This window comes from Trichormus sp. NMC-1, assembly GCF_001858025.1.
GTDB lineage: Bacteria > Cyanobacteriota > Cyanobacteriia > Cyanobacteriales > Nostocaceae > Anabaena.
Genome location: NZ_LZQD01000014.1, coordinates 15267 through 38354, shown reverse-complemented (window position 1 = coordinate 38354; position 23088 = coordinate 15267). Strand labels below are relative to the sequence as shown.

The following is a 23088-nucleotide window of genomic DNA, read 5'->3' as shown; positions in this document are numbered from 1 at the left end:
GGGGGGTTTTGTTTTTTCTCTTCTCTGACTTCAGGATTATCTAGCGGGTTATTTATTTTGCTGGATCAATTTTATATTTTTGATCTAGCTTTTTAGGGTTTATTCTGTAAATAAGCTTTCAAATATCAGTTTACTTATACCAATTTAATATGAAGCTGCATAGAAAAGAGCTTCTAAAATAAAGTTATAAGAGGAGATAGACATTATCTGCTCAAATGTTAATTGCTCGAACAATTGTTGTATGCGCTCGCGTAAATCTTGCAAAGAAGGAAAAAGCTCATTATGAAGTGATTTTTTGAGAAACTGCCAAAGCCTTTCAATTGGATTAAGTTCAGGAGAATGAGGTGGTTGCAATAGGGGAATAATATTTTCAGGCCAATTGATTGCACAACTTACATGAGCAGGAGCTTGGTCAATTTGTAAAATTGCATAGTCTGAACCTAATTGCCCAGATAGCCAGTCTAAAAATTGTTGAAAATAGTTACCGTTGAGTTTGGGATATTCTTGTTGGAAATGTTTTCCTGTTAATGGTTCAATTGCACCATAAATCCAAAAATTTTCCCTCTGCCATTTCACGGATACAGTTGGCTTGACTCCAGAAGCCGTAATTACTTTTCCTGTGAGAGTTTTTAATCCTACCCTAGTTTCATCCTGACACAGGTAATGAACGTTTTTTCCTGATGCTAGATGTTCCTCTAGGCAATTGAGAATAATTCCGAGTTTTTTTAAACTCAGATACCAACTTTTCATCCTGCTTATGGCTTTGAGGACGTGGTACTTTTGTTCACCAATTAATTGACCTAGTAATAAGATTGCGTCTGTTTCTTGTAATACTGATAAAGATAAAGAACTAGCTAAATCTAGTTTTAATCTGGTGGTGATCAGGACTTTAAATTGAGATGGTTTTTGTGGGAGGTAGGGTTTTATATTGCTGTAGTTTTTGACATCATCGAGAACTATCAGGGTTTTTCCCTCACGCCAATTTCGCCAGCACCAACGAATTTTTTCTGATAAATCGAAATCATCTGGTGGTGTTAAACCCAAATCTATACGAGCAAATTGGAGTATTTGTAAACGTATATCTTGTTCTCTTGCTTGTAGCCAGCAGATACCACCAGGGTAATCATGAGACTGTAAATGTAATCGTGAATATCGGATTGCTAATTCAGTTTTACCAACTCCTCCCATTCCTTCCACAGCAGCAATTTCTACTGAGTCATGTTGTTTTAGCTTTGGGAAATAGGGTATCTGCAATTACTTGTAATGGTAGCTACTTAATTCTGAATAAAGATTTGGTAATATAGCAATCCTATCCCTAAAAACTTTGAGGAGTTGGGAATTTAAGGCTAAAATAGTAGTTACCCTCGTAACTACATAGGAAAAAGTTTAATGATCCAAACCTTAAAATTACGCAAAATAGGTAATTCAGTAGGGGTGACATTTTCTAAGGAGTTGTTAGAAAAGCTCAACCTTAAAGAAGGTGATACCCTATTTGTCACAGAAACTGAACATGGACTCCAGCTTAGTCCTTATGACCCAGAGTTTGAGAAAGCGATGGCCATTTATCGGCAAGGTAGCCAGAAGTTTCGTCATGCTCTGAAGGAACTCGCCCAGTGAATGAACCGACTTGGCTGACAGAACAGATGGTGCTTGCTATCCATGAGGATTTGATTTCTCAGTATAGCGGTTTATCTGGGGTGAGAGATCAGGCATTATTAGAAGCGAGTTTAGCCCGTCCTCGGCATAAATTTTCTTATCAGCCGGAAGTTTCGCTTTTGGAATTGGCGGCGGCTTATGGTTTTGCTTTGTGTCAAAATCATCCGTTTGTTGATGGCAATAAGCGTACAGCTTTTATGGCGATATATGTTTTTTTGGGATTGAATGCTTATAGTTTCAATGCACCAGAACCAGAGATAGTATTAGTGATGGAAAGTCTAGCTGCTGGGGAGATTGACGAAAATACTTTGCAGGTTTGGTTAGGAAAATATGCTGAACAATTGGTTTGAATAAAAGAAGTGGAATTTTAAAAGTACAAAAGGTGGCACTTTGACATTTGTGAGAAATTCAGGATAGATACAAGAATTTTACCAATCACTACTGCAATAGTCATAACTTTATACCCTAATCAACACATAACAGGGGTTTAAATCCCATTGGTGTCAAGTTAAGGTATCAGCCCAAATGTCAAGAGAGCGAGCAGCCTTTCGTCGGTGACGTTGACGGACGGTCTTGACTAACGATAAATTGAACTTACCTGTTATACCGCCCAAAAGTGCGTGTTAAAACCCCCACTATCCTACAAATGGAAGCAGTCGAATGCGGTGCAGCTTCCTTGGCCATTATCCTTGCCTACTACAACCGCATTGTCCCTCTAGCCGAACTCCGCATTGAGTGTGGAGTTTCCCGTGATGGAAGCAAAGCTTCTAATTTGATTCTGGCTGCTAGACGCTACGGAATGGAAGCCGATGGCTTTAAAGTAGAAGACATAGAACAACTGCAACAAATATCTCCTCCCTATATCGTCTTTTGGAATTTTAATCACTTCCTGGTGGTGGAAGGATGGAATAAACATTGGGTGTTTCTTAATGATCCCGCCACTGGACCCCGTAAAATTTCTTGGGAAGAATTTGACGAGGGGTTTACTGGGGTTGTGTTAGTGATAGAACCAGGAGCAGATTTTTCTGAAGGAGGTCGTAAATCCAATGTCATTTCAGGATTGATAGACCGCTTACAGGGTTCATTTGCTGCCATTCTTTACTGTGTTTTAGCTGGATTTCTACTGGTATTGCCCGGTTTAGCAATTCCGGTATTTAGTCAAGTGTTTGTGGATCAGGTGTTGGTGGAAAATCTTACTGAATGGTTGCGTCCTCTGATTTTAGGGATGACTATTACCATTGGTGCAAGATTGGGGGAAAGCCGATGGAGTTAGTATTGCGGCACTTCAGAGTATGGAAACTTTGAAAGCATCGGCTTTGGAGTCAGATTTCTTTTCTCGATGGTCTGGTTATTATGCCAAAGCTATCAGCGCCCAGCAAGATTTAGCAGTTACTAACCAAATATTAGGAGTTTTGCCAATCCTTCTCAACTCTTTAACCTCTATGTTGATCTTAGTGGTTGGGGGTTGGCGAGTCATGGATGGCAACCTCAGCATTGGGATGTTGGTGGCATTTCAAAGTTTAATGCTGAGTTTTCAGCAGCCTGTGAATACCTTAATAGATTTTGGGAGTACCCTCCAGGAATTAGAAGGAGATTTGAATCGTTTAGATGATGTTTTAGGCAATTCTCTTGATCCAGAGGTGGAAAACTCGCAAGTTATAGAAAATATTCAGTCTAAAATCTCACCTTCCAAACTACAAGGTTATGTGGAGTTACGGAATGTCACCTTTGGTTATTCTCATGTTGATCCGCCATTGATTGAAAATTTCAGTTTATCTTTGCAACCAGGACAAAAAGTTGCGCTAGTGGGTGCGAGTGGTTCAGGAAAATCTACCCTAGCTAAACTCATTTGTGGACTTTATCAACCTTGGGAGGGGGAAATTCTCTTTGATGGGACTCCCAGAAACGAGATTCCCAGAGAGGTGTTAGCGAGTTCCTTCTCACTGGTGGAACAAGATATTTTTCTGTTTGGGGGTACAGTACGGGATAATTTGACTTTATGGGATGATACAGTTACAGATGAGCAACTGGTTAAAGCTTGTGAAGATGCCTTGACATACTCCCCACCCTAGAAGGGTGAGGATTCTGGGATCAAACAGCAATTGCTGGCATAGCCAGTCTCACATCGCCTAACCCAATGGTTGATGCCCCAACCATTTGAATATTCTTAGCAGCGTTTTCATCACGTCCATTTACAGAATTGCATGATGGACAACACCACTGTCTAGTGGATAAATCTAGACTTTCTAAAACATGACCACAACAAGAACAGGTTTTACTAGATGGATACCACTTATCTACAAAAACAAGTTGTTTGTTTTTCTTTTTGGCTACCCATTCTAATATTTGTAGAAATTCTCCAAAAGATAAGTCTGATATTTTTCTACCCCAAAGACGTTGCATTCCTTTGAGGTTTAAAGTTTCAAAACATAAAACATCAAACTTGTCAGTCAATGTATGTGCTAGTTTCCAAAACCAATCACGTCTTGTGTTACAAACATCTTCGTGTTTACGAACTAAATTCTTTCTCGCTCCTTCTCTGTTATTTGAGCCTTTTACCTTTTTGGAATGATGTCTACTAGCCTTCTTAATAGCATTTAGAGATTGTTTGAGAAATTCTGGTGCATCAATTTTAGTTCCATCAGAACAGGTTAGGAAAGTTTTCAAACCAAAGTCAAATCCCGCTATATTACCAGCCGTTGATTTGATTTCTGGTTCTAACTCATTATCAACTACAATAACCATAAACATTTCACCTAATGCAGTACGCTTTATGGTTATTGTTTTAATCTTTCCTTCTATTTCTCTAGATTTCCAAAATTGATATACTCGATTCCCAATTTTTACTCTATTACCACCTAATAATTTATAGCCAGCTTGTTTAAGAGTGAAAGATTTATATTTCTTAACTTTCTTAAACCCTGGTGGTCTTACTCTTTTTTTGTTGTGCTTGAAAAATAATTGGTATGCCTTCTCAATTCGTTGACAAATATCTTGTACTGCTTGAGAACCCACTGATTGCCAGAAAGAATTGCGTTTTCTTAGTTTGGCAATGTGCGACTGAAGTTTTGTACAGTTTAAGTGTTTGCCCCATATTCTGTAGTACCGTTTATGTAGAGCAATACAATGGTTATAAATCACTCCTGCGGCGTTAATCATCCGTTTGAGGTGTTTATTCCTTTTGTGTTCATATAACTTAAACTTCAGTGTTTTCATGAGTATAATTATATCAAAGTCGCCCTAGAAGGGCAAGGCTTTCGACCCATTTTTTTGGGTAACATCAAAAGTCTCAGAACCTAACCCCCAACCCCTTCCCTACCAGGGAAGGGGAGTAAGAATCAAAGCCTCTCTCCCTGTGGGGGAGAGGTTTGGAGAGGGGTTTAGAGTATAATTTGCAACTTTTCAAACATCCTCTCAACTCATATCTTGCACCTTGAAATAGTAATGTCAATTCCATGACTAAGTGCTATGTGTATCTTTAAGCGCCCGACGAGCGAGTTTGACGTAGGTTTTCACTGTGGTGTAAGGTATTTCTAAATCCTCAGCTATTACTTGTAATGATTCCCCCATTTCTCGCCGTGCTAAAATTGTTGCCCAGGTTGTAGCGATTTTTTCGGTGCGATCGCCTCCTGTGCGTTTGCGTTGTGCTGTGAATATTGTTGTTAATTCCTCGATGCGTTCTGGGAGCAAGTTTGTGATCATTCCAGAAGATGTATTTGATTCTGGTTCTACCCAGTCTAAGCAGGTTTGTCCGAGTCCAAAGGTAGTTTTGTGGCCTGTTCCACAGTAGGGAGCAAGTTGGACTAAGGCATAAAATAATTGGGTAAACTCAATATTAGCTAAAGCACTTTTACTCAAACCCAAGGAAATTGCCCCTGTAAAACCAGTCACTGAACCACGTTTACCTGCTGCGACTTTGACTGATTCTAAGCGGTGTTTGTGAATGATGACGTTTTCATCTATCCAGTTTAGAAAAGCGTCTTGTTCTATGGATATTCCTGAAAAATCATTCCAGCGTCTGAGGTAACTATGGAAAAGATTGAAGGGAACGGGAAGGGGGAGATGATGCCCTTTGCGGCGAAAACTGGTAGGAGAAATAAAACTCAGATTAATGTTTCTGCGGGTTTCTGTGGATAATTGTAGTATTTGTTTATAAGTAGTTGGTGGATGGACAATACTTATCTGTTTTACTTGTAAGGAAGCATCCCTTAATTTCAAAGTAGTTGGAGGTTGGTTTAACCACTGACTCAAGAACTGAACTACTGGTTGAGAAATGGCGTTAATCTGCCAGCGGTAAATGTGATTTGCTTGTAGTTGTAGTTGTTTTCCGCTGGGAAGTAGTTGACCTTCGAGGGCAGAAATGTTAAAGGGTTTTTCTGATTCGCCATCATGCAGATATGCTGAAAGGTCTGGGTTAATTTGCCGCACCTGGTCTAGAAACCAAGCATGAAGTCCAATAGTATATTGCGAGTATAGCGATGTGGAATTGGTTACTTCTAGGTCAAAGACTAAACCAACTAATTCAGTATCATCAGCCCATACCAAAGGGGTGTTTTTTGATGGGGTTTTGCGTTTGTTGGATGTAGCTGCTCTTGGCATTTTTTTTGATGCTACATGATCTTATGCTCAGTATTTTACTCGGTTTCAGTCCCCTTGCGGGGATTAGTTATGTGGAAACCACTCAAAAACCTACTCGCGATTGGACGAAAGCAAGTTTCAGTCCCCTTGCGGGGATTAGTTATGTGGAAACTAGTTGACAGTTTTGTGAGGGGACTGTCTATCGCTGCGTTTCAGTCCCCTTGCGGGGATTAGTTATGTGGAAACCCAAGAAGTAGCGGTTTGAGTAGCACCCGCTCCAAAGTTTCAGTCCCCTTGCGGGGATTAGTTATGTGGAAACTCCATTGTAATTCTTCTTCCAATGAACTCCATAATGTTTCAGTCCCCTTGCGGGGATTAGTTATGTGGAAACTTCTCAAGGTAACGCATCCAGTATTGCTCAGGTATGTTTCAGTCCCCTTGCGGGGATTAGTTATGTGGAAACTTTACTGACCATTTCACTCTTGATGATGGTGGCTTGTTTCAGTCCCCTTGCGGGGATTAGTTATGTGGAAACGCCAGAGGAACGCTTGCCAGATAGTCAGACAGCAAAAAGTTTCAGTCCCCTTGCGGGGATTAGTTATGTGGAAACGAAGTTTGACAAGATTGGTAAAGATTCTAAAGCTGGGTGTTTCAGTCCCCTTGCGGGGATTAGTTATGTGGAAACGAGTCCAGACCGACTCTCAATGAATAATTCAAGACTCTCGTTTCAGTCCCCTTGCGGGGATTAGTTATGTGGAAACTAAGTCGCTAACTATTTGCCCAAGTTGCGGGCATGAAGTTTCAGTCCCCTTGCGGGGATTAGTTATGTGGAAACCTTTGCGATCGCTTTGACTCCTCAACAGATGCTTGAGTTTCAGTCCCCTTGCGGGGATTAGTTATGTGGAAACGGTTTACCGTACAAAAATAGGACAACGATCATGGGTTGTTTCAGTCCCCTTGCGGGGATTAGTTATGTGGAAACTACTGCACCCTTAAAATGTGATTACGTTGATTACGTCTCTGGTTTCAGTCCCCTTGCGGGGATTAGTTATGTGGAAACAAGCCCTCTGAAAATTCACCAGAATTAGAGGCAAATCTTGTTTCAGTCCCCTTGCGGGGATTAGTTATGTGGAAACTCTAGACCGTCACAAGGTTGATGTGAATTGAGTGTTAATGGTTTCAGTCCCCTTGCGGGGATTAGTTATGTGGAAACACTGTCACATGGGATGAATTTGGTCACATGATAGCTAACGTTTCAGTCCCCTTGCGGGGATTAGTTATGTGGAAACTATGAAGGTTCGGAAGGAAGATGCTGCTAAGAAGCGATGTTTCAGTCCCCTTGCGGGGATTAGTTATGTGGAAACATCATTAATGGACATAATTTGAGTCCAGAATTGTTTCAGTCCCCTTGCGGGGATTAGTTATGTGGAAACCGTAGGCTCTACGAGTTACCATTGCCCCAAGGTTGTGTTTCAGTCCCCTTGCGGGGATTAGTTATGTGGAAACCAGAAACGGCGTTTATGCTTGTGGTGAGGCTTATTCTTATGTTTCAGTCCCCTTGCGGGGATTAGTTATGTGGAAACATGCAACTTATCGCATTGCTCGGTATCGCTAGTTTCGGTTTCAGTCCCCTTGCGGGGATTAGTTATGTGGAAACGTTGGAGTGCGGGGGGCAATTCCTTCTCCTCATCATGTTTCAGTCCCCTTGCGGGGATTAGTTATGTGGAAACATTAGTCACGAAGTCAGAATATAACTCGTTTAACCCCTGTTTCAGTCCCCTTGCGGGGATTAGTTATGTGGAAACTTAAGTGCGGCTATTGGAGGCTTGGAGGGTAAGTTTGGTTTCAGTCCCCTTGCGGGGATTAGTTATGTGGAAACACTCAATAAAGAGCTAATTGCAGCAGCTTTTCCAGATTGTTTCAGTCCCCTTGCGGGGATTAGTTATGTGGAAACACTCAATAAAGAGCTAATTGCAGCAGCTTTTCCAGATTGTTTCAGTCCCCTTGCGGGGATTAGTTATGTGGAAACGTTCTAAATACGTTTGTCCGTTAGATTCGGATCGAGGTTTCAGTCCCCTTGCGGGGATTAGTTATGTGGAAACCTAAGTCAGTGTAAACGATCCAAGGCAAGTAACTCATTTTTAGGTTTCAGTCCCCTTGCGGGGATTAGTTATGTGGAAACTTGGAAATTCAAGACGCGGTTATTTTGCTGGATGAAACTGGTTTCAGTCCCCTTGCGGGGATTAGTTATGTGGAAACTGATATTGGTAGTGGGGCTGCTTTTGGTTTTAATGATGTTTCAGTCCCCTTGCGGGGATTAGTTATGTGGAAACTTATTCCTAAGCTTTCAACCCTGACTTGATATCTAGTTTCAGTCCCCTTGCGGGGATTAGTTATGTGGAAACCGCGATCGCAAGTAGAATGATCCGACATTTTACCCGTTTCAGTCCCCTTGCGGGGATTAGTTATGTGGAAACTCCGTAAATCTGTAAGCCTGAAAGCGGGTATCGAGTGGTTTCAGTCCCCTTGCGGGGATTAGTTATGTGGAAACAAAGCTACTCAATCAGCCAGTTGTCAAGATCGGATCGTTTCAGTCCCCTTGCGGGGATTAGTTATGTGGAAACCCGTTCTGTGTCTGGGTTGTATCCTTTCCTCTTCTTTCGTTTCAGTCCCCTTGCGGGGATTAGTTATGTGGAAACAATGACCTTTCAGTTTTCCCCGGATAGAAGTATTGTTTCAGTCCCCTTGCGGGGATTAGTTATGTGGAAACCCCCTAGCTACACGCTAGAATCTATATAGTATCAAAGTGCCTGTTTCAGTCCCCTTGCGGGGATTAGTTATGTGGAAACTCCAGTCTGAGATAAAAATTCCGATTTCCATTTTCTGTTTCAGTCCCCTTGCGGGGATTAGTTATGTGGAAACCTTGTTTTCCTCCCTTGATACACAAGGTATGAGAGAGGGTTTCAGTCCCCTTGCGGGGATTAGTTATGTGGAAACAAAGACGTTTGCTGAGTTGATGGGAGTAAAATTGGAGTTTCAGTCCCCTTGCGGGGATTAGTTATGTGGAAACTTTTGTCGTCCCGAACACGCCACTAGCTTCATCGGATATATGTTTCAGTCCCCTTGCGGGGATTAGTTATGTGGAAACCATCGGAGATTACTCTCCAGTAGGAACCAGTAGATAGTTTCAGTCCCCTTGCGGGGATTAGTTATGTGGAAACCAGGAAGGTAGAAAAAATGAACATCTATTACAGGTAGGTTTCAGTCCCCTTGCGGGGATTAGTTATGTGGAAACTAAGGAGTATCAGTCAAAATTGCGATCGCTCATAGATAATGTTTCAGTCCCCTTGCGGGGATTAGTTATGTGGAAACTCAAAGCCAACGCTGGGACAGATTGCCCGTTAGAGAAGGTGGTTTCAGTCCCCTTGCGGGGATTAGTTATGTGGAAACATCCATTCTTGCGATCGCTTGGTTTGCCAACAATTGTTTCAGTCCCCTTGCGGGGATTAGTTATGTGGAAACCAAAGACTTGTTATTCAGATCAACATTAACCCAATCAAGTTTCAGTCCCCTTGCGGGGATTAGTTATGTGGAAACTCACGATTACAATATGAGGAAGCTGCCAGAAACAAGGATGTTTCAGTCCCCTTGCGGGGATTAGTTATGTGGAAACGATAATGATTTTATGCCTTTAGCAGTTAAAGAAGCTGTTTCAGTCCCCTTGCGGGGATTAGTTATGTGGAAACCCAGCGGGAAGATTCGATGGTACGTGGTACAGGCTTTTGTTTCAGTCCCCTTGCGGGGATTAGTTATGTGGAAACATCAACTCCTTTGGCTTCGCCTTCCGGAAGCTGAAGATTCGATGGTACGTGGTACAGGCTTTTGTTTCAGTCCCCTTGCGGGGATTAGTTATGTGGAAACCCCGCCATCTGAAACATAATCTGCGGGCGGAATCCAGGAGTGATTTTGGCAGACCTCTCAAAAAACCTCATTTCAGGCTTTGGGTTAACTGCCAACTGAAACTAATGAAACGCTGAAAGTATTCAATTATCTAGGTTCTGGGGATTTGGCGAATCTCCAGGGTTTTTGACCCCGCTCTAGGTTTGCCAAATTTATCCTTATATAAGGGTAAAATTTAACAAGTTACTTGTCAAGATTTATTTGTTTACAAATAGTGAAGCATTCATTATTGACTAATTATATATGATAAAGCCCTATTTCTTTGGTAATATCGGCAGCTATTCTTTGCCTTAAATCATAAGGTAGCAAAATTTCTACTTTCGGTCGCCATGCTCGTAAACGCATAATTACATTATTATCTCCATGTCGATATTGAAGACTATAATAAGCATCCTTTGGTGAACGATTCGCAAAAACTTTTAATAATTCTGCCTTTTGTTCTAAATTAACTACAGAATTTTGAATCAAGCTTTTCGCTTTTTGGTAGTCAATCAATTTAAAAGTGTTATGCCGAGAGGTATCCTGAATGTAGCGGTCATGATAATCTCGCTCAAATCGTAACAGCATCAGTCGAGATTCCAAATAAAAGTCAAATCCTAATGCTTTGTCCATTTGCAATTCTATTTCTTCTGGGTTTGGTAAATTCCTCTGGTGATAACGCTGTTGTAAAGTCTTGGGAATGCTAGTATTTGTCCATTCAATTGGTGTAATATTTTCAATTCTATCTAAACGAAAGTTATACCAATCTGTTTTTTTATCAGGACTTTCGCCAAAAGCGCACAAATAAACTGCACGTTGCACATAGTAAATACAGACTGGATAAACTAAACATTCTCTAGATTCTCTTAGTCTAGCACTGTTATAAATTAAACTGATTGGTGGTACTGGGGTTTGTGACCAGAGTTTGCGGAGTTCATCCTGCCAATTTTCAACCTGGTCTATAGCAGTTACAACATAGTCTAGTTTAAAAAAGAATCGCTGGACACCACCGATTTTTTGAGAAAGATTTTGGGCAATTTCTTCTAAATCTACTTGGTTGAGAAAATATAGTTCATTATAATTATGTTTGGTGGTTATAGGACGAGAAGGTAAAGATTTAACTCGATGATATTTTTGTTCTCGATTTTCTAGCCAACCTAATTCTCCTAAAATTTGTAAATCTGCTTGTAAGGAACGACGAGTTACGCCAAATAATTGCTTGTGTAGAATTTCATCTAAATTAGAGATATTAATGTGGGATAATAGCGATCGCTTCCAAGTTTCCTTATCCAATCCAGTTTTGGCATCAAACAACCAGTCAGCGGTAGTTTTGGCACAATGACAGTTAGGGTCATGGAATTGAGGAATTGCTTCTCCTTTGGGGTGTGTGGAACTGAAAAAAGCGTTTTTCCAGTCTGCCAAGGTAAAGCCATCCTCTAAGAATACATGGTCTTGACCTTCACCGTATAAAGAACGCAACCACACCCACAAACGAACTGCACGCAGTAGGTTTTGTTTGAGAGAACCGCGTGCTAACCATTGCAACAGTTCTACTTGGGGAATATCAGAAAAAATTTGCTCAGACACTTATCTAGGACTTTGGGTATCAGTCCAGCATAAACCAATCTGGAATAGGCTGCTTCCAATGCCATGTATGATGTGATAGTTGCTCACTAAGTAAAGGCAATGACTACTTACAACATTGAGTTAAAAGACGATATTTTACGGGTGAGTTTTGCTGAACCTGCTCAAAATGACCAGATTGTGAAAGATGCTGCTGCAAAATTAGAGCAAATGGCACAGTCACAAGAACTTACTGGAGGACAACTGCTAAGGATTAATGGACCCGTTTCTATACCTGTAGCTTTTGTGTTGGCACATAAGTTAGCACATATTTACGGAGCAATTGGTTTTTTTGATCCGAAACTAGGTAAATATGTGATTTGCATCACACACAATCCTGCATATAAACTGGGAGACTTGATTGATTGAAGTTTTAGTTGAGGGAATTACTTGAGTCTTGTCTTAATTATTTTCTAATCCAGTGCCATTTAATGAGTATTTACCATATCAGTTTAGACGGTGATGTTTTAAAGGTCGGATTTGGCGCTACCTTGACCACAGGTGATGAAATTGTCCGTGATGCAGCCACCAGATTGAATCAAATGATTGTTTCTGGTGAATTACCGGGGGGTTCGCTGATTAAAATCAACGGTCGGACATCGGTACTGGTGAGTCAGGTATTAGCTGATAATTTATCTAAATTGTATGATGCGATCGCTCTGTTTGACCCCAAGATTGGTGATAAGGGACTGGATAGGTACGTAGTCACCATTAGTAAACATCCTGATTATCAAGTCGGGGATATTTTGGATGTGGTGCGAACAAAGCAGCAGTCAAGTATCAAATTGGTGATTTGTGGGTTTGCGAACACAGGAAAGACCTGTTTCCGGGAAGGTCTAAAACAAGCGTTGTTACAGATTCCCAATGCACCGGAATCCTATTTTATCTCTGGTTGTCCAGATGGGGATGGTTCTTGGTATGGGGAAACCGCACGACGGGACGCAGATTTAGCAAATAGGTTAAAAACGGAGTACAAGGCGGGTTTTACCCCGGAATTTGGACAACTGAAGGCACAGGAAGTCAGGGGGATTAATACACCGATATTTGTGTTTGATGTTGGGGGTAAAATTTCCAATGCTAACCGGTTGATTATGGGGGAAGCGACTCATGCGGTGATTTTGGTCAAAGATGAAACTGAGATTGCACCTTGGGAAGAGTTATGTAAATCTCTGGGTTTGTCGGTGGTGGCCATTATTTATAGTGATTATGAGGGTGTGGAAGATGTGATTTCCCAGGAAATGCCGATTCTGAGGGGAAGTGTGCATTGCTTGAAACGTGGGGAGGATGTATCTGTGCGTCCGATGATTCGGGCTTTGGCTGGGGTTTTGGTGGGGTTGAGTAGTGGTAGGGAGTTTTAATGATGACAAGTTCTGAAAAGGTTGCATTACAAGTTGTTCAACAAGCGATCGCAGTTTTAGCAAAATGGGCTAAATCTGATGTTGTAAGTAAGTTATTTCAATCATCTCCAAATATTATTGATAGTGCTGTCGAAGAAGCTCAGAAAATTCTATCTTGGCCTTCAGATGGAGAACCACAGGCTTTAAGATTACTATTTGATTATGTGAATCTTGAAAAAGGACAATTAAAAGAGCATTATTGGCAACCTCAAGCTATTGATAATAGTGATCCTAAAATTCCCTATCCAGTTACAGAAATACCAGGTCTAAATAATTTTAGACAAGAGTTAAAAATAGCTTTAGATAGTTTAGAGCAGGAAGATTGTGAAAATCTATCTTTGTTAACTTTATTTTTAGAAAAATTTGGATCATTTATTAGTTTCGGATCAGAAAATATAGCCTTAATAGATTTAGTTAAAAGTACCGCCGCAGTTGCATCAGTTTTAGTGAATAATTCTGAATCTGAAAATGTTACTTTAATTGCTGGTGACTTATCAGGGATTCAAAAATTCATTTATACGATTTCTTCTGATGGTGCATTAAAATCATTAAGAGCTAGAAGTTTTTATTTAGAATTAGTTACGGAAGAAGTAGTACAACAATTGTTAGATAAATTAGAACTTCCTCGGACTAATGTAATTTATGCAGGTGGTGGTAACTTTTATTTAATAGCTTCTGATAATACTGAGCAAGTAAACAAAGTTATTAATAAAATTAGACAAGATTTTAATAATTGGCTTAGACGTACATTTAAAGGACAATTATTTTTAGCGATAGACTCGTTAACTGTACCAAATCAATCTTTAAATAATCAAAGTTTTGCTTGTTACTGGACAAAAGTAACTAAAAAATTGGCTAAACAGAAATCATGTAAATTTTCCCATGAGATTAATGATTTTTTAAAAGTTACTAGAAGTCATACACCTTGTACAATTTGCCATCGTGACGATTTACAGAGTTTAAAACCCTTAATTCGCCTTAATCAAGATTCTTCTTCTGCTTGCTGGATGTGTCGAACAATGTTTGAATTAGGAGATAATTTATTGGATGTAAAAGCTGTATTACGCTCTAAAAGATCGAAGATTCAAAAATTTAGGATTAAAGGCTCTGTTGATAGGATTTATCTGGCCAATAATTACTACTATTTCTTTTCAAAACTGGAAGATGCTGTAAATTTATCTCAAGATAATGAGATTATACTTCTCATTAATAATTGGGAGATAAAAAACTATAAGTTATCATACATTGTACCATTACTATTAGGAAATTATGGAAAGCGTAGTGAAGAAAAATTAGAATATCAAAAAGACTTTGGCTTTATGCGTGCTGAAGAAATGGCAAAAAAAGCCCAAGGAATTGAAAGAGTTGCATCTTTAAGAATGGATGTAGATAAATTAGGACAAATATTTGCCAAAGGTTTAGGTGAAAATCAAACATTAACTAGATTAGCTGGACTTTCCAGGCAAATGAGCTATTTCTTTAAAGTCTATCTCAATAGTTTGGCAGAAAAAAGAAATGTAAATATTCCTCCTGAAAATTTTAAACAATTATTGCCAAAAGATGAGCCATATAATATACTGTTTATATATGCAGGGGGTGATGATTTATTTATTAGTGGTGCATGGAATGAAGCGGTAAATTTTGGCTTTGATGTTTATCAATGTTTTCGAGCATATACGGGATATAATCCAGATATTACTCTATCAGGTGGAATCAGTATTGATACACCCAAATTCCCTCTTTATCAAGCAGCTAAATCTTCTGGTCATGCTGAAGATGCAGCTAAAGCAAATGGTAGAGATAGTTTAGGATTATTTGGTCAAGTTTTCAAATGGGATGAATGGTTGGGAATAGAAGATATAAATGATGATCATCTTGATAGTGATATTAAGAAATATCTATCTTCAGAAAACAAGCCCAAGTTTTTAGGTATCCTGCCATTTGTAGAGATATTAGAACAGCAAAATATAGGGGTGAATTATTCCCATAATTTTGTGCGAAATTTACTAATAACTGCACAAATTCAAGAACAAGCTTTAGAAAAATTTAATGATAAAAAAACACAGGAGGCTTTAGGAAATCGCTATTATTTGCATCTACCCAAGATAGCTTATACTTTATCGAGATTATCGAGAGAAGTATTAAAGAATGATGATTTTCGGACTTCTTTAAAAAGTCCTTACAATGCGCCTTATTTTCGTGCTATTGCTACTTGGATTGAATTATTAAATCGTACCCAAAACAATGATACAACCACCTAAAAGATTAAACTCTAAACCAGAGATGAAATCTCCACAATCTAAAGCAGTTGAAACATCCCCAAAACGATTTGAAGTACAAACGGAACTAACTGCTGACAAGAAGATGATTCAGACTATCAAAAATTTAAAAGATGAAGAATTGCGAAACTATGATATTCGCTGTTTGGTTAATCAAGCCAAAGAGTTAGGAGAATATTTACAAGAAATAGGATTGAAAACAAACCAAATTCGCAAATTTTTAGATGCAGTTAATCGTCTTAAAGTAAAACTTGCTCAAGACAAAGATGAACAATTTTCGACTATTGAAACAGAGATAGTGCTGCTTAAACCTAAATTAGCCTATGCTACTGCTCGCAAAGATAATGAAAAAACAAATCCAGTTAAGCCATTGAATGATGTGCTTTCAGAAGCAATAGATAGAATCAAGGACACCCCAGATTTTTATCGGTTAGAAAATTTAATTGAATCTATCATTGCTTATCACAAAGCTGCTGAAACAAATAAGTCAAAATAAGGAAAAATCAATGTTGCAACAGAAAAAATTACTTGGTAAGTTCCGTATCGAAGGAATTCTTATTGTAGAGACTGGGTTACATATTGGAGGTGGTGAAGGAAAAATGGATATCGGGGGATTAGATAAACCTGTGGCGCGTGACCCAATTACACAATATCCTTACTTACCTGGTTCTTCTATAAAAGGAAAACTTCGCTCTCTTTTAGAAAGAGTTCACAATAAGCCTTTAAATCGTGCTGGAAGTAGAGATACTTTTCGTTATGAAAGTGATGATTTATTAGACGGATATACAGAAATTGATAGACAGACAATTCCCTATGAAGGAGCGCGAACTTGTCCTATCAGTAGATTATTTGGTTCAACTGGGAGTTCTAATTTCTGGGTAAAAACAGCGGACGCAGTAGCGGAAAATTTAGACATAGTTAAGCAAAATGACCAATCTGTTACTCAAATCTTTTCTGGGGTGGAATATAGCAAGATTCTCAGGGGTCGTAACTCTCCAGCAAAAATAATTGTGCGAGATTGTCACTTGTATAAAGAGTCAGCTAAAAAACTAGAGCGAATTGACACAGGTTTATACATGACCGAATGGAAATGGGAAAATGGTTTAGATCGCGTGACAGCAGCAGCGAATCCCCGTCAAATTGAGCGAGTACCAGCAGGAGCGGAATTTGACTTTCAGCTAGTTTATACGGTTGAAGCAGAAGATAGTCAAACAGAACAAGAAGCATTTATTGAAGCAGCGAAAGATTTGCGGAATATTGCGATCGCTCTCTCGCTGTTAGAAGATGATGCTTTGGGCGGTCATGGTTCTCGTGGCTACGGTAAAGTTAGATTCAAAAACTATCAATGTTTTTGGCGAAATTTGAAACAATATCGACAAGTGGTAGAGGATGGTGTCGAATTTAAACAATCAATAATTGCAGTTGAAGACACATTAAATCTACTTAAAAAATTTGGTAATTTAAGCGATGAAATGCAGAAAAATTTACCAGGAAATGAATCATGAGTGTCTGGAAATTAGTAAAACTCAACTTTGGTAAAAATCCAGCGCATTTTGGAGAAATAGGAATAGGAATGGAAGAAACGAGCGATCGCGTCCGTTCTGATACCCTATTTAGTGCATGGGTTAGCAGCTATGCACGAATATTTGGGAAAGAAGCAGTAGAGCAATTATTAAAGCTATTTCCCACTAAAGACAACCCCGAATTAATTCCACCATTTCGCATCAGTTCTACCTTCATTTATCGAGAGAATAGCAAAGATAGAAATCCTGAAAAAACAATTTACTATCTTCCTCGTCCTCTAAAATTTCCTATCAACTACCCAAATGATGATTTAGCATTCTTCAAAACATACAAAAAACTCAATTATTTACCTTTAGAAATTTGGCAAAGATGGTATCAAGGACAAGGATTTACAGACAAAGATCAACAGGAGTTAGAAAATTATTCTGAAGATAAATCGCAAGGAGAACTAGCAGCATCAGGAACATTCGATTATAAAAAAGCCTGTAAAACTCAACAAGTTCCCAAAATAGGAATTGATAGAAACACCAGAGCGACTAACCTCTATCATACAGGCTTTGTACAATTTGCATCTGATGAAAATCCCGCAGGTTTATACTTTCTCTTAGAACTTTCTCCAGAAGGTGAAAAATTAGCCGATAAACTGCAAGCAGCTTTACATCTTTTAGGAGAAGAAGGAATAGGAGGAGAACGTTCTAGTGGTGCGGGAAGATTTGAAGTTAATTGGTTAAAATTACCGAAAATTTGGGACAAAGTTGTTAAATTTCAAGATGGTAAATTTCACACTTTAATCAGTTTACTTTGGGATTCTGCCATATCATCAGACTTTCTGAAAAATTCCAGTTATGAAATACAAGAAAGAGGAGGATGGATAGTAGAAAGCCAAATTCGTCGTCAAATGGTGCGGATGTTTAGTGAAAGTTCTGTATTTCTTGCATCACTACGAGGAAAACTGGTAGATGTTACACCCCAAAATTTCCACAGACATCGTATTTATCGCAGTGGTATTAGTTTAAGTTTACCAATTAAAGTACAGGAAAAAGAAAATCATGACTGTTGCACCTGAATTTGTACTTAAAAAACCTGATTTCTATCAATCAAAACGGATACAGCTAACCAGTCCAATTTTACATATTGGTTCAGAAGTACAAACATTAAACCCATTTGAATATTTACAAACTCCTGAAAAAATTTATATTCCTAATCAGGAAGCCTTAACAAAGGCGTTGCATAAGCGTGGTTACTTGCAGAAACCAAAACCTTGGGAGAGAATCAAGGATTTAAATTCAGGAAAAGCTTTAACCGCCTATATTAAAGCAATTGAAGAAAAAGATGATGAAAAAATAGCAGAAGTCATCGAGTTAGCTTTAGGTGATAAATGGTTTGAAAATCAAAGTATCTTTCCTGATTATGGAATCATAAGCAAATCCTTTCGACATAGAGTTAATCATGTACGTCCAATAATTCGTAATGCTTTTGGACAATTATATATTCCTGGTTCATCAATTAAAGGAGCAATCAGGACTGCAATTACATACTATATGCTTAAAAATAAACCAGCACGACTTAGTGAGATTGAGCAACAACTTCAAGACAGGTTAACAATAAATGGAAAAATCGGTAGAAGCAAGAAAAACTTAGGTAATGAACTGTTTATGAAAGATTTATTTTCTAACTTCTTGTTGACCTATCAAGATAGACAATTTGACCACGAAAGTGAAGCGAATAAAGACTTCATGAGAAGTGTAAAAATTGCAGATACTCAACCTATGTTAAAAACTGGCAATATTAACTTATCCTTATTAGATGAAGTGATCATTTCTAGTTACTACATAGATAAAACTTCTATACCACAAAAAAATATAGCAAAATATCGTGGTTCTATTTATGCTGAAATGATTCATAATGTGAAAACCGAATTTAGAGTTAATATAGATGGCTACATAGATGAATATGAAGCTATGACTGGAATGTTATCTTGGTTTAGCCGAAATGATGGAATAAAAATTCCATTTCAAACCATTGAAGATATCTTAAATATATGTAAAGAATTTGCTCAAGAACAATGGAGTCATGAACGAAATTATTGGCAGCAAATACAAAATGAATTAATTAATATTAATGATAGAAAAATTAACCTAAATTTTGAAATAATTAATGAATTTTATAAAGATTCTGAATGTCCTTTTAACTTACGATTAGGATGGGGAAGTGGAATGTTAGGAACTACAATTGGGTTACATTTAAATGAGACAACTAGAAGAGGTATTCTTGATGAATGTGGTAGTCCTCAAAATCGTGCTTCATCATTTAAAGCTCCCAAATCCAGACGTACTGTAATGAATAAGAATGGAGAAATAGAATTTGCTCCTGGATGGGTAAAGCTCGAAATATTATCAGATATATGCTAATTCAATCAACCTTTACATTAACCGTATCTACATCAACAGTTTTACCTCGTTCCTATAACTTGGAATTGGTAAAGCAACTGCATCAACAACTAGGTTTAGAAATGGGAAGCGAGACTATACCCTCTCTTTCCTACTCAGGAATCATCGGCTTTTATTCCACATCTAGAGATTTTATTACATTCCATCCAGAGGAATTTTACAAACTATCTTTGTGTGGATTAAATGAAATATCAGCAAAAGCAATATCGCATCTAAATTTTTCTGATTCTCTAGAATTTCTCGGTGCGAAGTTCAATATCATCAATCGTGAAGATGAAATAACCAGTTACGAAGAACTCTATACAAACTTAGTAGGAAATGAACCCGAACCATTAAGACAGTTTGATTTGCAGTTTATCACTCCTACTGCTTTTTCTCAAGCTGGCTCAAATTTACCACTGCCTTTACCGACATTAATGTTCCGCAGTTGGTTAGAACGTTGGAATAATTTTGCACCTGTTTATTTAGGAGGTGATGAATTAATTGCTTATCTTGGTAATGCTGTTGTAATTAAAAATCACAAAATTCAAACGCGAAGTTACCAATTACATAAAGGGTTTGTAAATGGATTTGTTGGAGATGTAACGTTACAAGTTTTAAACCGTGCTGATCCTTTATTGGCAAATGTAGCTAATTTATTAGTTGAATATGCGCGGTTTGCTGGTACGGGGATGAAGACACGGTTGGGGATGGGTCAGACGATAGTTAAAGAATCTAACAGTAAATAAAAACACTTGTTTTGAGATAAAAGGAGTTTAATCAATATGGCTAAAATATTAATTTCTTCCGTCGGAGTTGGTGGTAGATTTAAAAATCAACATATTTCTGACAGAGAGTATCAAGACGCTTGTTACAAAATTGGTGATACTCCATATCCTCAAAGTAGATTTATAGCTTCTGTACTTTACGAGCATTTTCAGTTAGATGGCATCATCTTTATAGGTACAGTGAGATCAATGTGGGAAGAAGTATATCGTTTTTTCTGTGAAACTAATGGTGTACAAAAGGATGATGAATATTGGCTAGATTTAGCCTGTAAAATTGATAATCTCACACATGATAGTGATTTAGATTCTATAGATTTATCACCTATAGAAAAAGTTTTGGGAGAGCGTTCTAAATGTATTTTAATAAAATACGGGCTTGATCAAGATGAATTGTGGGAAAATTTTGATAGAATTTTTCAAATTGTTGAACTGCTTCAACCAGGAGATGAAATATATATTGATATAACTCACTCTTTTCGTTCGCTGTCACTGTTTTTATTTTTGACTATTACCTTTATCAGAGATTTAGCAAGCGAGAAACAGATAAAAATTGCTGGAGTTTATTATGGAATGCTAGATGTCAGTAGAGAATTAAACTATACTCCAGTAGTTGACTTAAAGCCGCTATTTGATATGACTTCCTGGATTAAAGGTGCATACAGTTTACAAAGCTATGGTGATGGTTACTTAATTGCTGAATTACTTAAATATCAAAATGAAAATCAATTAGCTAATCAGATAGAACAGCTATCACAATCACTTAATATTAACTCTGTTAATGATATTAAGCAAAATAGTTCCATATTAAGAAAATCGCTGCAAACACAAATTGTAAAAACTCCTTTTAAATACCTCAAAAATATTTTAGAAAATTTTGTAAATAAATTTTCGCGTTCTTCAGCCAAAGAGTCAGAATACCAATTAGAACTATCTGGATGGTACTTTGATAATCATCGATATTCTACGGGTTACATCACACTAGCTGAGGCTATAATTACTTATCTTTGTGAAATCAATCGTAAAAATATAAAATCTAAAGGATGTCGTGAAGAAATGAAAGATTTATTGCATAAGAGAGAAAATATAACCAGTGATTTAGCCCAACTTTATTTACAAGTCAATCCAATACGTAAAAGTATTGCTCATGCTTTGCTGGATATCTCAAGTGGTAATGATAGGGGTAGTTTATCCAATGCAATAAATAATGCTAAAAACTACCAGCAAACTGCTAAACAAATATTTAGCACAGGTACACTCAATAAATCCTGATACAATAGTCAACTATTTTAGTTTGCTTAAAAAGTGATCGCTCTTTATGATAGATGAACACTTCCAAACCCTGACTACATTCCCCCCACGCAACTTTCAACGAGAAGCTATTACTAAACTCCTCCACCGTCAAAACATCCTTACTCCGCGCCCCCACAGGGTCAGGGAAAACCGAAACAGCACACACCTTACCCACACTTAAAACAAAATCTCCTTGCTAGTGGTCGTTCTCCTTGGTCGGGAGTTGTTAAACTAGATATATAGAAAATGTACTAAATTTTGAAGAGGTAAGTAAGAAATGGCATTCAGTAATTTTAAAACCATCGGTGAAGTCCTCAAAACATTTCAAATTACCTACACAGAAAACAATTTCATCAGCGAACTTGCTTTTAATATTTCCGACTATTTTCGTGAAGATTTAGAACTGATGATGCGGGATGCTGTAGTTGATAACTCAGAATTTGCTATCTGTGAAAATCTCATTTATCCCCTCCTCAAAGAAATCTGGAAAACCTATCGTAAAAACTTTATTTTATGGAGTCATCAATCCTTAAATTATGATGAAAAATTATCAGGATTCCCTGAATATATTTTAGCTAAACGCTCCCCATTAGGTAAAGTTGTTTTTGATAAACCATACTTTATCTTAGTAGAGGCCAAACAAGACAATTTTGAAGCAGGATGGGCGCAATGTTTAGCTGAAATGATCGCTGCTCAAAGATTAAACGAAGAATATAAAATCATTATTTTTGGTATCGTTTCTAATGGTGCAACATGGCAATTTGGTAAATTAGAAAATGACAAATTTACCAGAAATATGACTCCTTTTACCATTTACGAACTAGATAAATTATTTGCTGCTGTTAATTTTGTATTTCAACAATCTGAATTACAACTAAATAATTTAGTTTTAGCTGCTGCTTAGTTTAAGTTTAATTTTTCAGCCATGATTATCCTAACAAATATCCGTAAAATATAAACCCTCCCATTTCACAACCATGACTCTAACTAAAACCCGACTTACCTTTGATCAATTCCTCAACTACGACTTTCCCGAAGAAGGTCGCTATGAACTTGTAAATGGAGAAATCATGCGGATACAAGCAACCAGAAAACATGATAATTTAGCAGAATTTATTGCTGATGCTTTTAAATTAGAGGTTAAACGTTTGAATCTCAATTACAGAGTATCGGGAAGAATTTCCATTAGAACTGTAACAGCAAGTGGTAAAGAACAAGGTCGTGTTCCTGATGTTAGCGTAGTAGATAAAAATTTGTGGGATGCTAACTTATCGGCTTACACTGCTTTTATTGAACCATTACAATTAGCGGTAGAAATAGTTTCCACAAATTGGGAAGATGATTATATAGATAAGTTAGAGGAATATCAACGTTTAGGAATTTCTGAATATTGGATAGTTGATTATTTAGCTATTGGTAGTCGTAATTATTTAGGTAATCCTAAAGAACCAACCATTTTTGTATATCTTCTCAATGAGCAAGGTATTTATCAACCAAATGCTTATCGAGGTACAGATAAAATTATATCTCCAACTTTTCCGGAATTGAATATTACAGTTGATCAAGTTTTTGCAGCATAAATACA

At 37.8% G+C, this 23088-nt stretch carries 17 protein-coding genes, 1 pseudogene and 1 CRISPR repeat array; of the genes and pseudogenes, 14 read left to right on the top strand and 4 right to left on the bottom strand.

Features of this window, described 5'->3' with window-relative positions; all coding sequences use genetic code 11:
* Positions 1–144: 144 nt before the first annotated feature.
* On the bottom strand, positions 145–1254 hold the full coding sequence (locus A9Y75_RS28020) for an IS630 family transposase (protein ID WP_143046505.1): 1110 nt from the start codon (positions 1252–1254) through the stop codon (positions 145–147).
* A gap of 135 nt (positions 1255–1389) precedes the next feature.
* Here A9Y75_RS28020 and A9Y75_RS25060 point away from each other — a divergent pair, with 135 nt between their 5' ends.
* From A9Y75_RS25060 to A9Y75_RS27020, 3 genes and pseudogenes are all read left to right on the top strand, one after another.
* Complete coding sequence (locus A9Y75_RS25060; protein ID WP_071192489.1) at positions 1390–1617, top strand: AbrB/MazE/SpoVT family DNA-binding domain-containing protein; 228 nt, start codon at positions 1390–1392, stop codon at positions 1615–1617.
* Positions 1614–2006 (top strand): type II toxin-antitoxin system death-on-curing family toxin, encoded by a 393-nt coding sequence (locus tag A9Y75_RS25055; protein WP_071192487.1) that lies wholly within the window; start codon positions 1614–1616, stop codon positions 2004–2006. The genes A9Y75_RS25060 and A9Y75_RS25055 overlap by 4 nt, the downstream gene beginning before the upstream one ends.
* Before the next feature lie 296 nt (positions 2007–2302).
* A pseudogene (locus A9Y75_RS27020) lies at positions 2303–3707 on the top strand (cysteine peptidase family C39 domain-containing protein); the annotation flags it as partial.
* Positions 3708–3747: 40 nt separating this feature from the next.
* On the opposite strand, the gene A9Y75_RS25040 reads toward A9Y75_RS27020, so the two are convergent.
* The 3 genes from A9Y75_RS25040 to A9Y75_RS25030 all read right to left on the bottom strand — a co-directional run bounded on the left by A9Y75_RS25040 (position 3748) and on the right by A9Y75_RS25030 (position 11760).
* The gene (locus tag A9Y75_RS25040) at positions 3748–4872 is read right to left on the bottom strand and encodes an RNA-guided endonuclease TnpB family protein (protein ID WP_071192480.1); all 1125 of its coding nucleotides are present in this window, start codon (positions 4870–4872) and stop codon (positions 3748–3750) included.
* 243 nt (positions 4873–5115) lie between these two features.
* Positions 5116–6255 carry a CRISPR-associated endoribonuclease Cas6 gene (cas6, locus tag A9Y75_RS25035; protein WP_071192478.1) on the bottom strand — a complete coding sequence of 380 codons (1140 nt, stop codon included), beginning with the start codon at positions 6253–6255 and terminating at the stop codon, positions 5116–5118.
* A gap of 42 nt (positions 6256–6297) precedes the next feature.
* A CRISPR array of direct repeats spans positions 6298–10155; the repeat unit is 37 nt; unit sequence GTTTCAGTCCCCTTGCGGGGATTAGTTATGTGGAAAC.
* A gap of 276 nt (positions 10156–10431) precedes the next feature.
* A complete protein-coding gene (locus A9Y75_RS25030) occupies positions 10432–11760 on the bottom strand; it encodes a TIGR03985 family CRISPR-associated protein (RefSeq protein WP_071192476.1) in 1329 nt (442 codons plus the stop codon).
* A 99-nt stretch (positions 11761–11859) separates the two neighbouring features.
* Here A9Y75_RS25030 and A9Y75_RS25025 point away from each other — a divergent pair, with 99 nt between their 5' ends.
* The 11 genes from A9Y75_RS25025 (at position 11860) to A9Y75_RS24970 (ending at position 23083) form a co-directional block, all read left to right on the top strand.
* On the top strand, positions 11860–12165 hold the full coding sequence (locus A9Y75_RS25025; RefSeq protein WP_071192474.1) for a CRISPR-associated protein Csx3: 306 nt from the start codon (positions 11860–11862) through the stop codon (positions 12163–12165).
* Positions 12166–12227: 62 nt separating this feature from the next.
* Positions 12228–13154, top strand: a complete 927-nt coding sequence (locus tag A9Y75_RS25020) for a CRISPR-associated protein Csx3 (protein WP_071192473.1) — start codon at positions 12228–12230, stop codon at positions 13152–13154.
* Positions 13155–13156: 2 nt separating this feature from the next.
* Complete coding sequence (cas10, locus tag A9Y75_RS25015) at positions 13157–15454, top strand: type III-A CRISPR-associated protein Cas10/Csm1 (protein WP_071192471.1); 2298 nt, start codon at positions 13157–13159, stop codon at positions 15452–15454.
* A 22-nt stretch (positions 15455–15476) separates the two neighbouring features.
* Entirely contained in the window at positions 15477–15968 is a 492-nt protein-coding gene (gene csm2, locus A9Y75_RS25010) for a type III-A CRISPR-associated protein Csm2 (RefSeq protein WP_201788444.1), read from the top strand.
* A 10-nt stretch (positions 15969–15978) separates the two neighbouring features.
* On the top strand, positions 15979–16977 hold the full coding sequence (csm3, locus tag A9Y75_RS25005) for a type III-A CRISPR-associated RAMP protein Csm3 (RefSeq protein WP_071192469.1): 999 nt from the start codon (positions 15979–15981) through the stop codon (positions 16975–16977).
* Positions 16974–18062 carry a type III-A CRISPR-associated RAMP protein Csm4 gene (gene csm4 / locus A9Y75_RS25000; protein WP_071192467.1) on the top strand — a complete coding sequence of 363 codons (1089 nt, stop codon included), beginning with the start codon at positions 16974–16976 and terminating at the stop codon, positions 18060–18062. Before csm3 ends, csm4 begins: the two co-directional genes overlap by 4 nt.
* Positions 18046–19407: a type III-A CRISPR-associated RAMP protein Csm5 gene (csm5, locus tag A9Y75_RS24995; RefSeq protein ID WP_071192465.1), complete on the top strand. Its 1362-nt coding sequence runs from the start codon at positions 18046–18048 to the stop codon at positions 19405–19407. Before csm4 ends, csm5 begins: the two co-directional genes overlap by 17 nt.
* Complete coding sequence (gene cas6, locus A9Y75_RS24990; protein ID WP_071192497.1) at positions 19401–20174, top strand: CRISPR system precrRNA processing endoribonuclease RAMP protein Cas6; 774 nt, start codon at positions 19401–19403, stop codon at positions 20172–20174. The genes csm5 and cas6 (A9Y75_RS24990) overlap by 7 nt, the downstream gene beginning before the upstream one ends.
* A gap of 36 nt (positions 20175–20210) precedes the next feature.
* Positions 20211–21482 (top strand): TIGR02221 family CRISPR-associated protein, encoded by a 1272-nt coding sequence (gene csx2, locus A9Y75_RS24985; protein ID WP_071192463.1) that lies wholly within the window; start codon positions 20211–20213, stop codon positions 21480–21482.
* A 298-nt stretch (positions 21483–21780) separates the two neighbouring features.
* A complete protein-coding gene (locus A9Y75_RS24975; protein ID WP_071192459.1) occupies positions 21781–22407 on the top strand; it encodes a hypothetical protein in 627 nt (208 codons plus the stop codon).
* A 73-nt stretch (positions 22408–22480) separates the two neighbouring features.
* Positions 22481–23083 (top strand): Uma2 family endonuclease, encoded by a 603-nt coding sequence (locus A9Y75_RS24970; RefSeq protein ID WP_071192457.1) that lies wholly within the window; start codon positions 22481–22483, stop codon positions 23081–23083.
* The last annotated feature ends 5 nt before the right edge of the window (positions 23084–23088 follow it).

Bases quoted from the DNA above. Each gene is read 5' to 3' on its own strand.
- A9Y75_RS25060 (WP_071192489.1), top strand. From the start codon at position 1,390: ATGATCCAAACCTTAAAATTACGCAAAATAGGTAATTCAGTAGGGGTG.
- A9Y75_RS25040 (WP_071192480.1), bottom strand. From the start codon at position 4,872: ATGAAAACACTGAAGTTTAAGTTATATGAACACAAAAGGAATAAACAC.
- cas6 (WP_071192478.1), bottom strand. From the start codon at position 6,255: ATGCCAAGAGCAGCTACATCCAACAAACGCAAAACCCCATCAAAAAAC.
- A9Y75_RS25025 (WP_071192474.1), top strand. From the start codon at position 11,860: ATGACTACTTACAACATTGAGTTAAAAGACGATATTTTACGGGTGAGT.
- A9Y75_RS25020 (WP_071192473.1), top strand. From the start codon at position 12,228: ATGAGTATTTACCATATCAGTTTAGACGGTGATGTTTTAAAGGTCGGA.
- cas10 (WP_071192471.1), top strand. From the start codon at position 13,157: ATGACAAGTTCTGAAAAGGTTGCATTACAAGTTGTTCAACAAGCGATC.
- csm2 (WP_201788444.1), top strand. From the start codon at position 15,477: ATGAAATCTCCACAATCTAAAGCAGTTGAAACATCCCCAAAACGATTT.
- csm3 (WP_071192469.1), top strand. From the start codon at position 15,979: ATGTTGCAACAGAAAAAATTACTTGGTAAGTTCCGTATCGAAGGAATT.
- csm4 (WP_071192467.1), top strand. From the start codon at position 16,974: ATGAGTGTCTGGAAATTAGTAAAACTCAACTTTGGTAAAAATCCAGCG.
- csm5 (WP_071192465.1), top strand. From the start codon at position 18,046: ATGACTGTTGCACCTGAATTTGTACTTAAAAAACCTGATTTCTATCAA.
- cas6 (WP_071192497.1), top strand. From the start codon at position 19,401: ATGCTAATTCAATCAACCTTTACATTAACCGTATCTACATCAACAGTT.
- csx2 (WP_071192463.1), top strand. From the start codon at position 20,211: ATGGCTAAAATATTAATTTCTTCCGTCGGAGTTGGTGGTAGATTTAAA.
- A9Y75_RS24975 (WP_071192459.1), top strand. From the start codon at position 21,781: ATGGCATTCAGTAATTTTAAAACCATCGGTGAAGTCCTCAAAACATTT.
- A9Y75_RS24970 (WP_071192457.1), top strand. From the start codon at position 22,481: ATGACTCTAACTAAAACCCGACTTACCTTTGATCAATTCCTCAACTAC.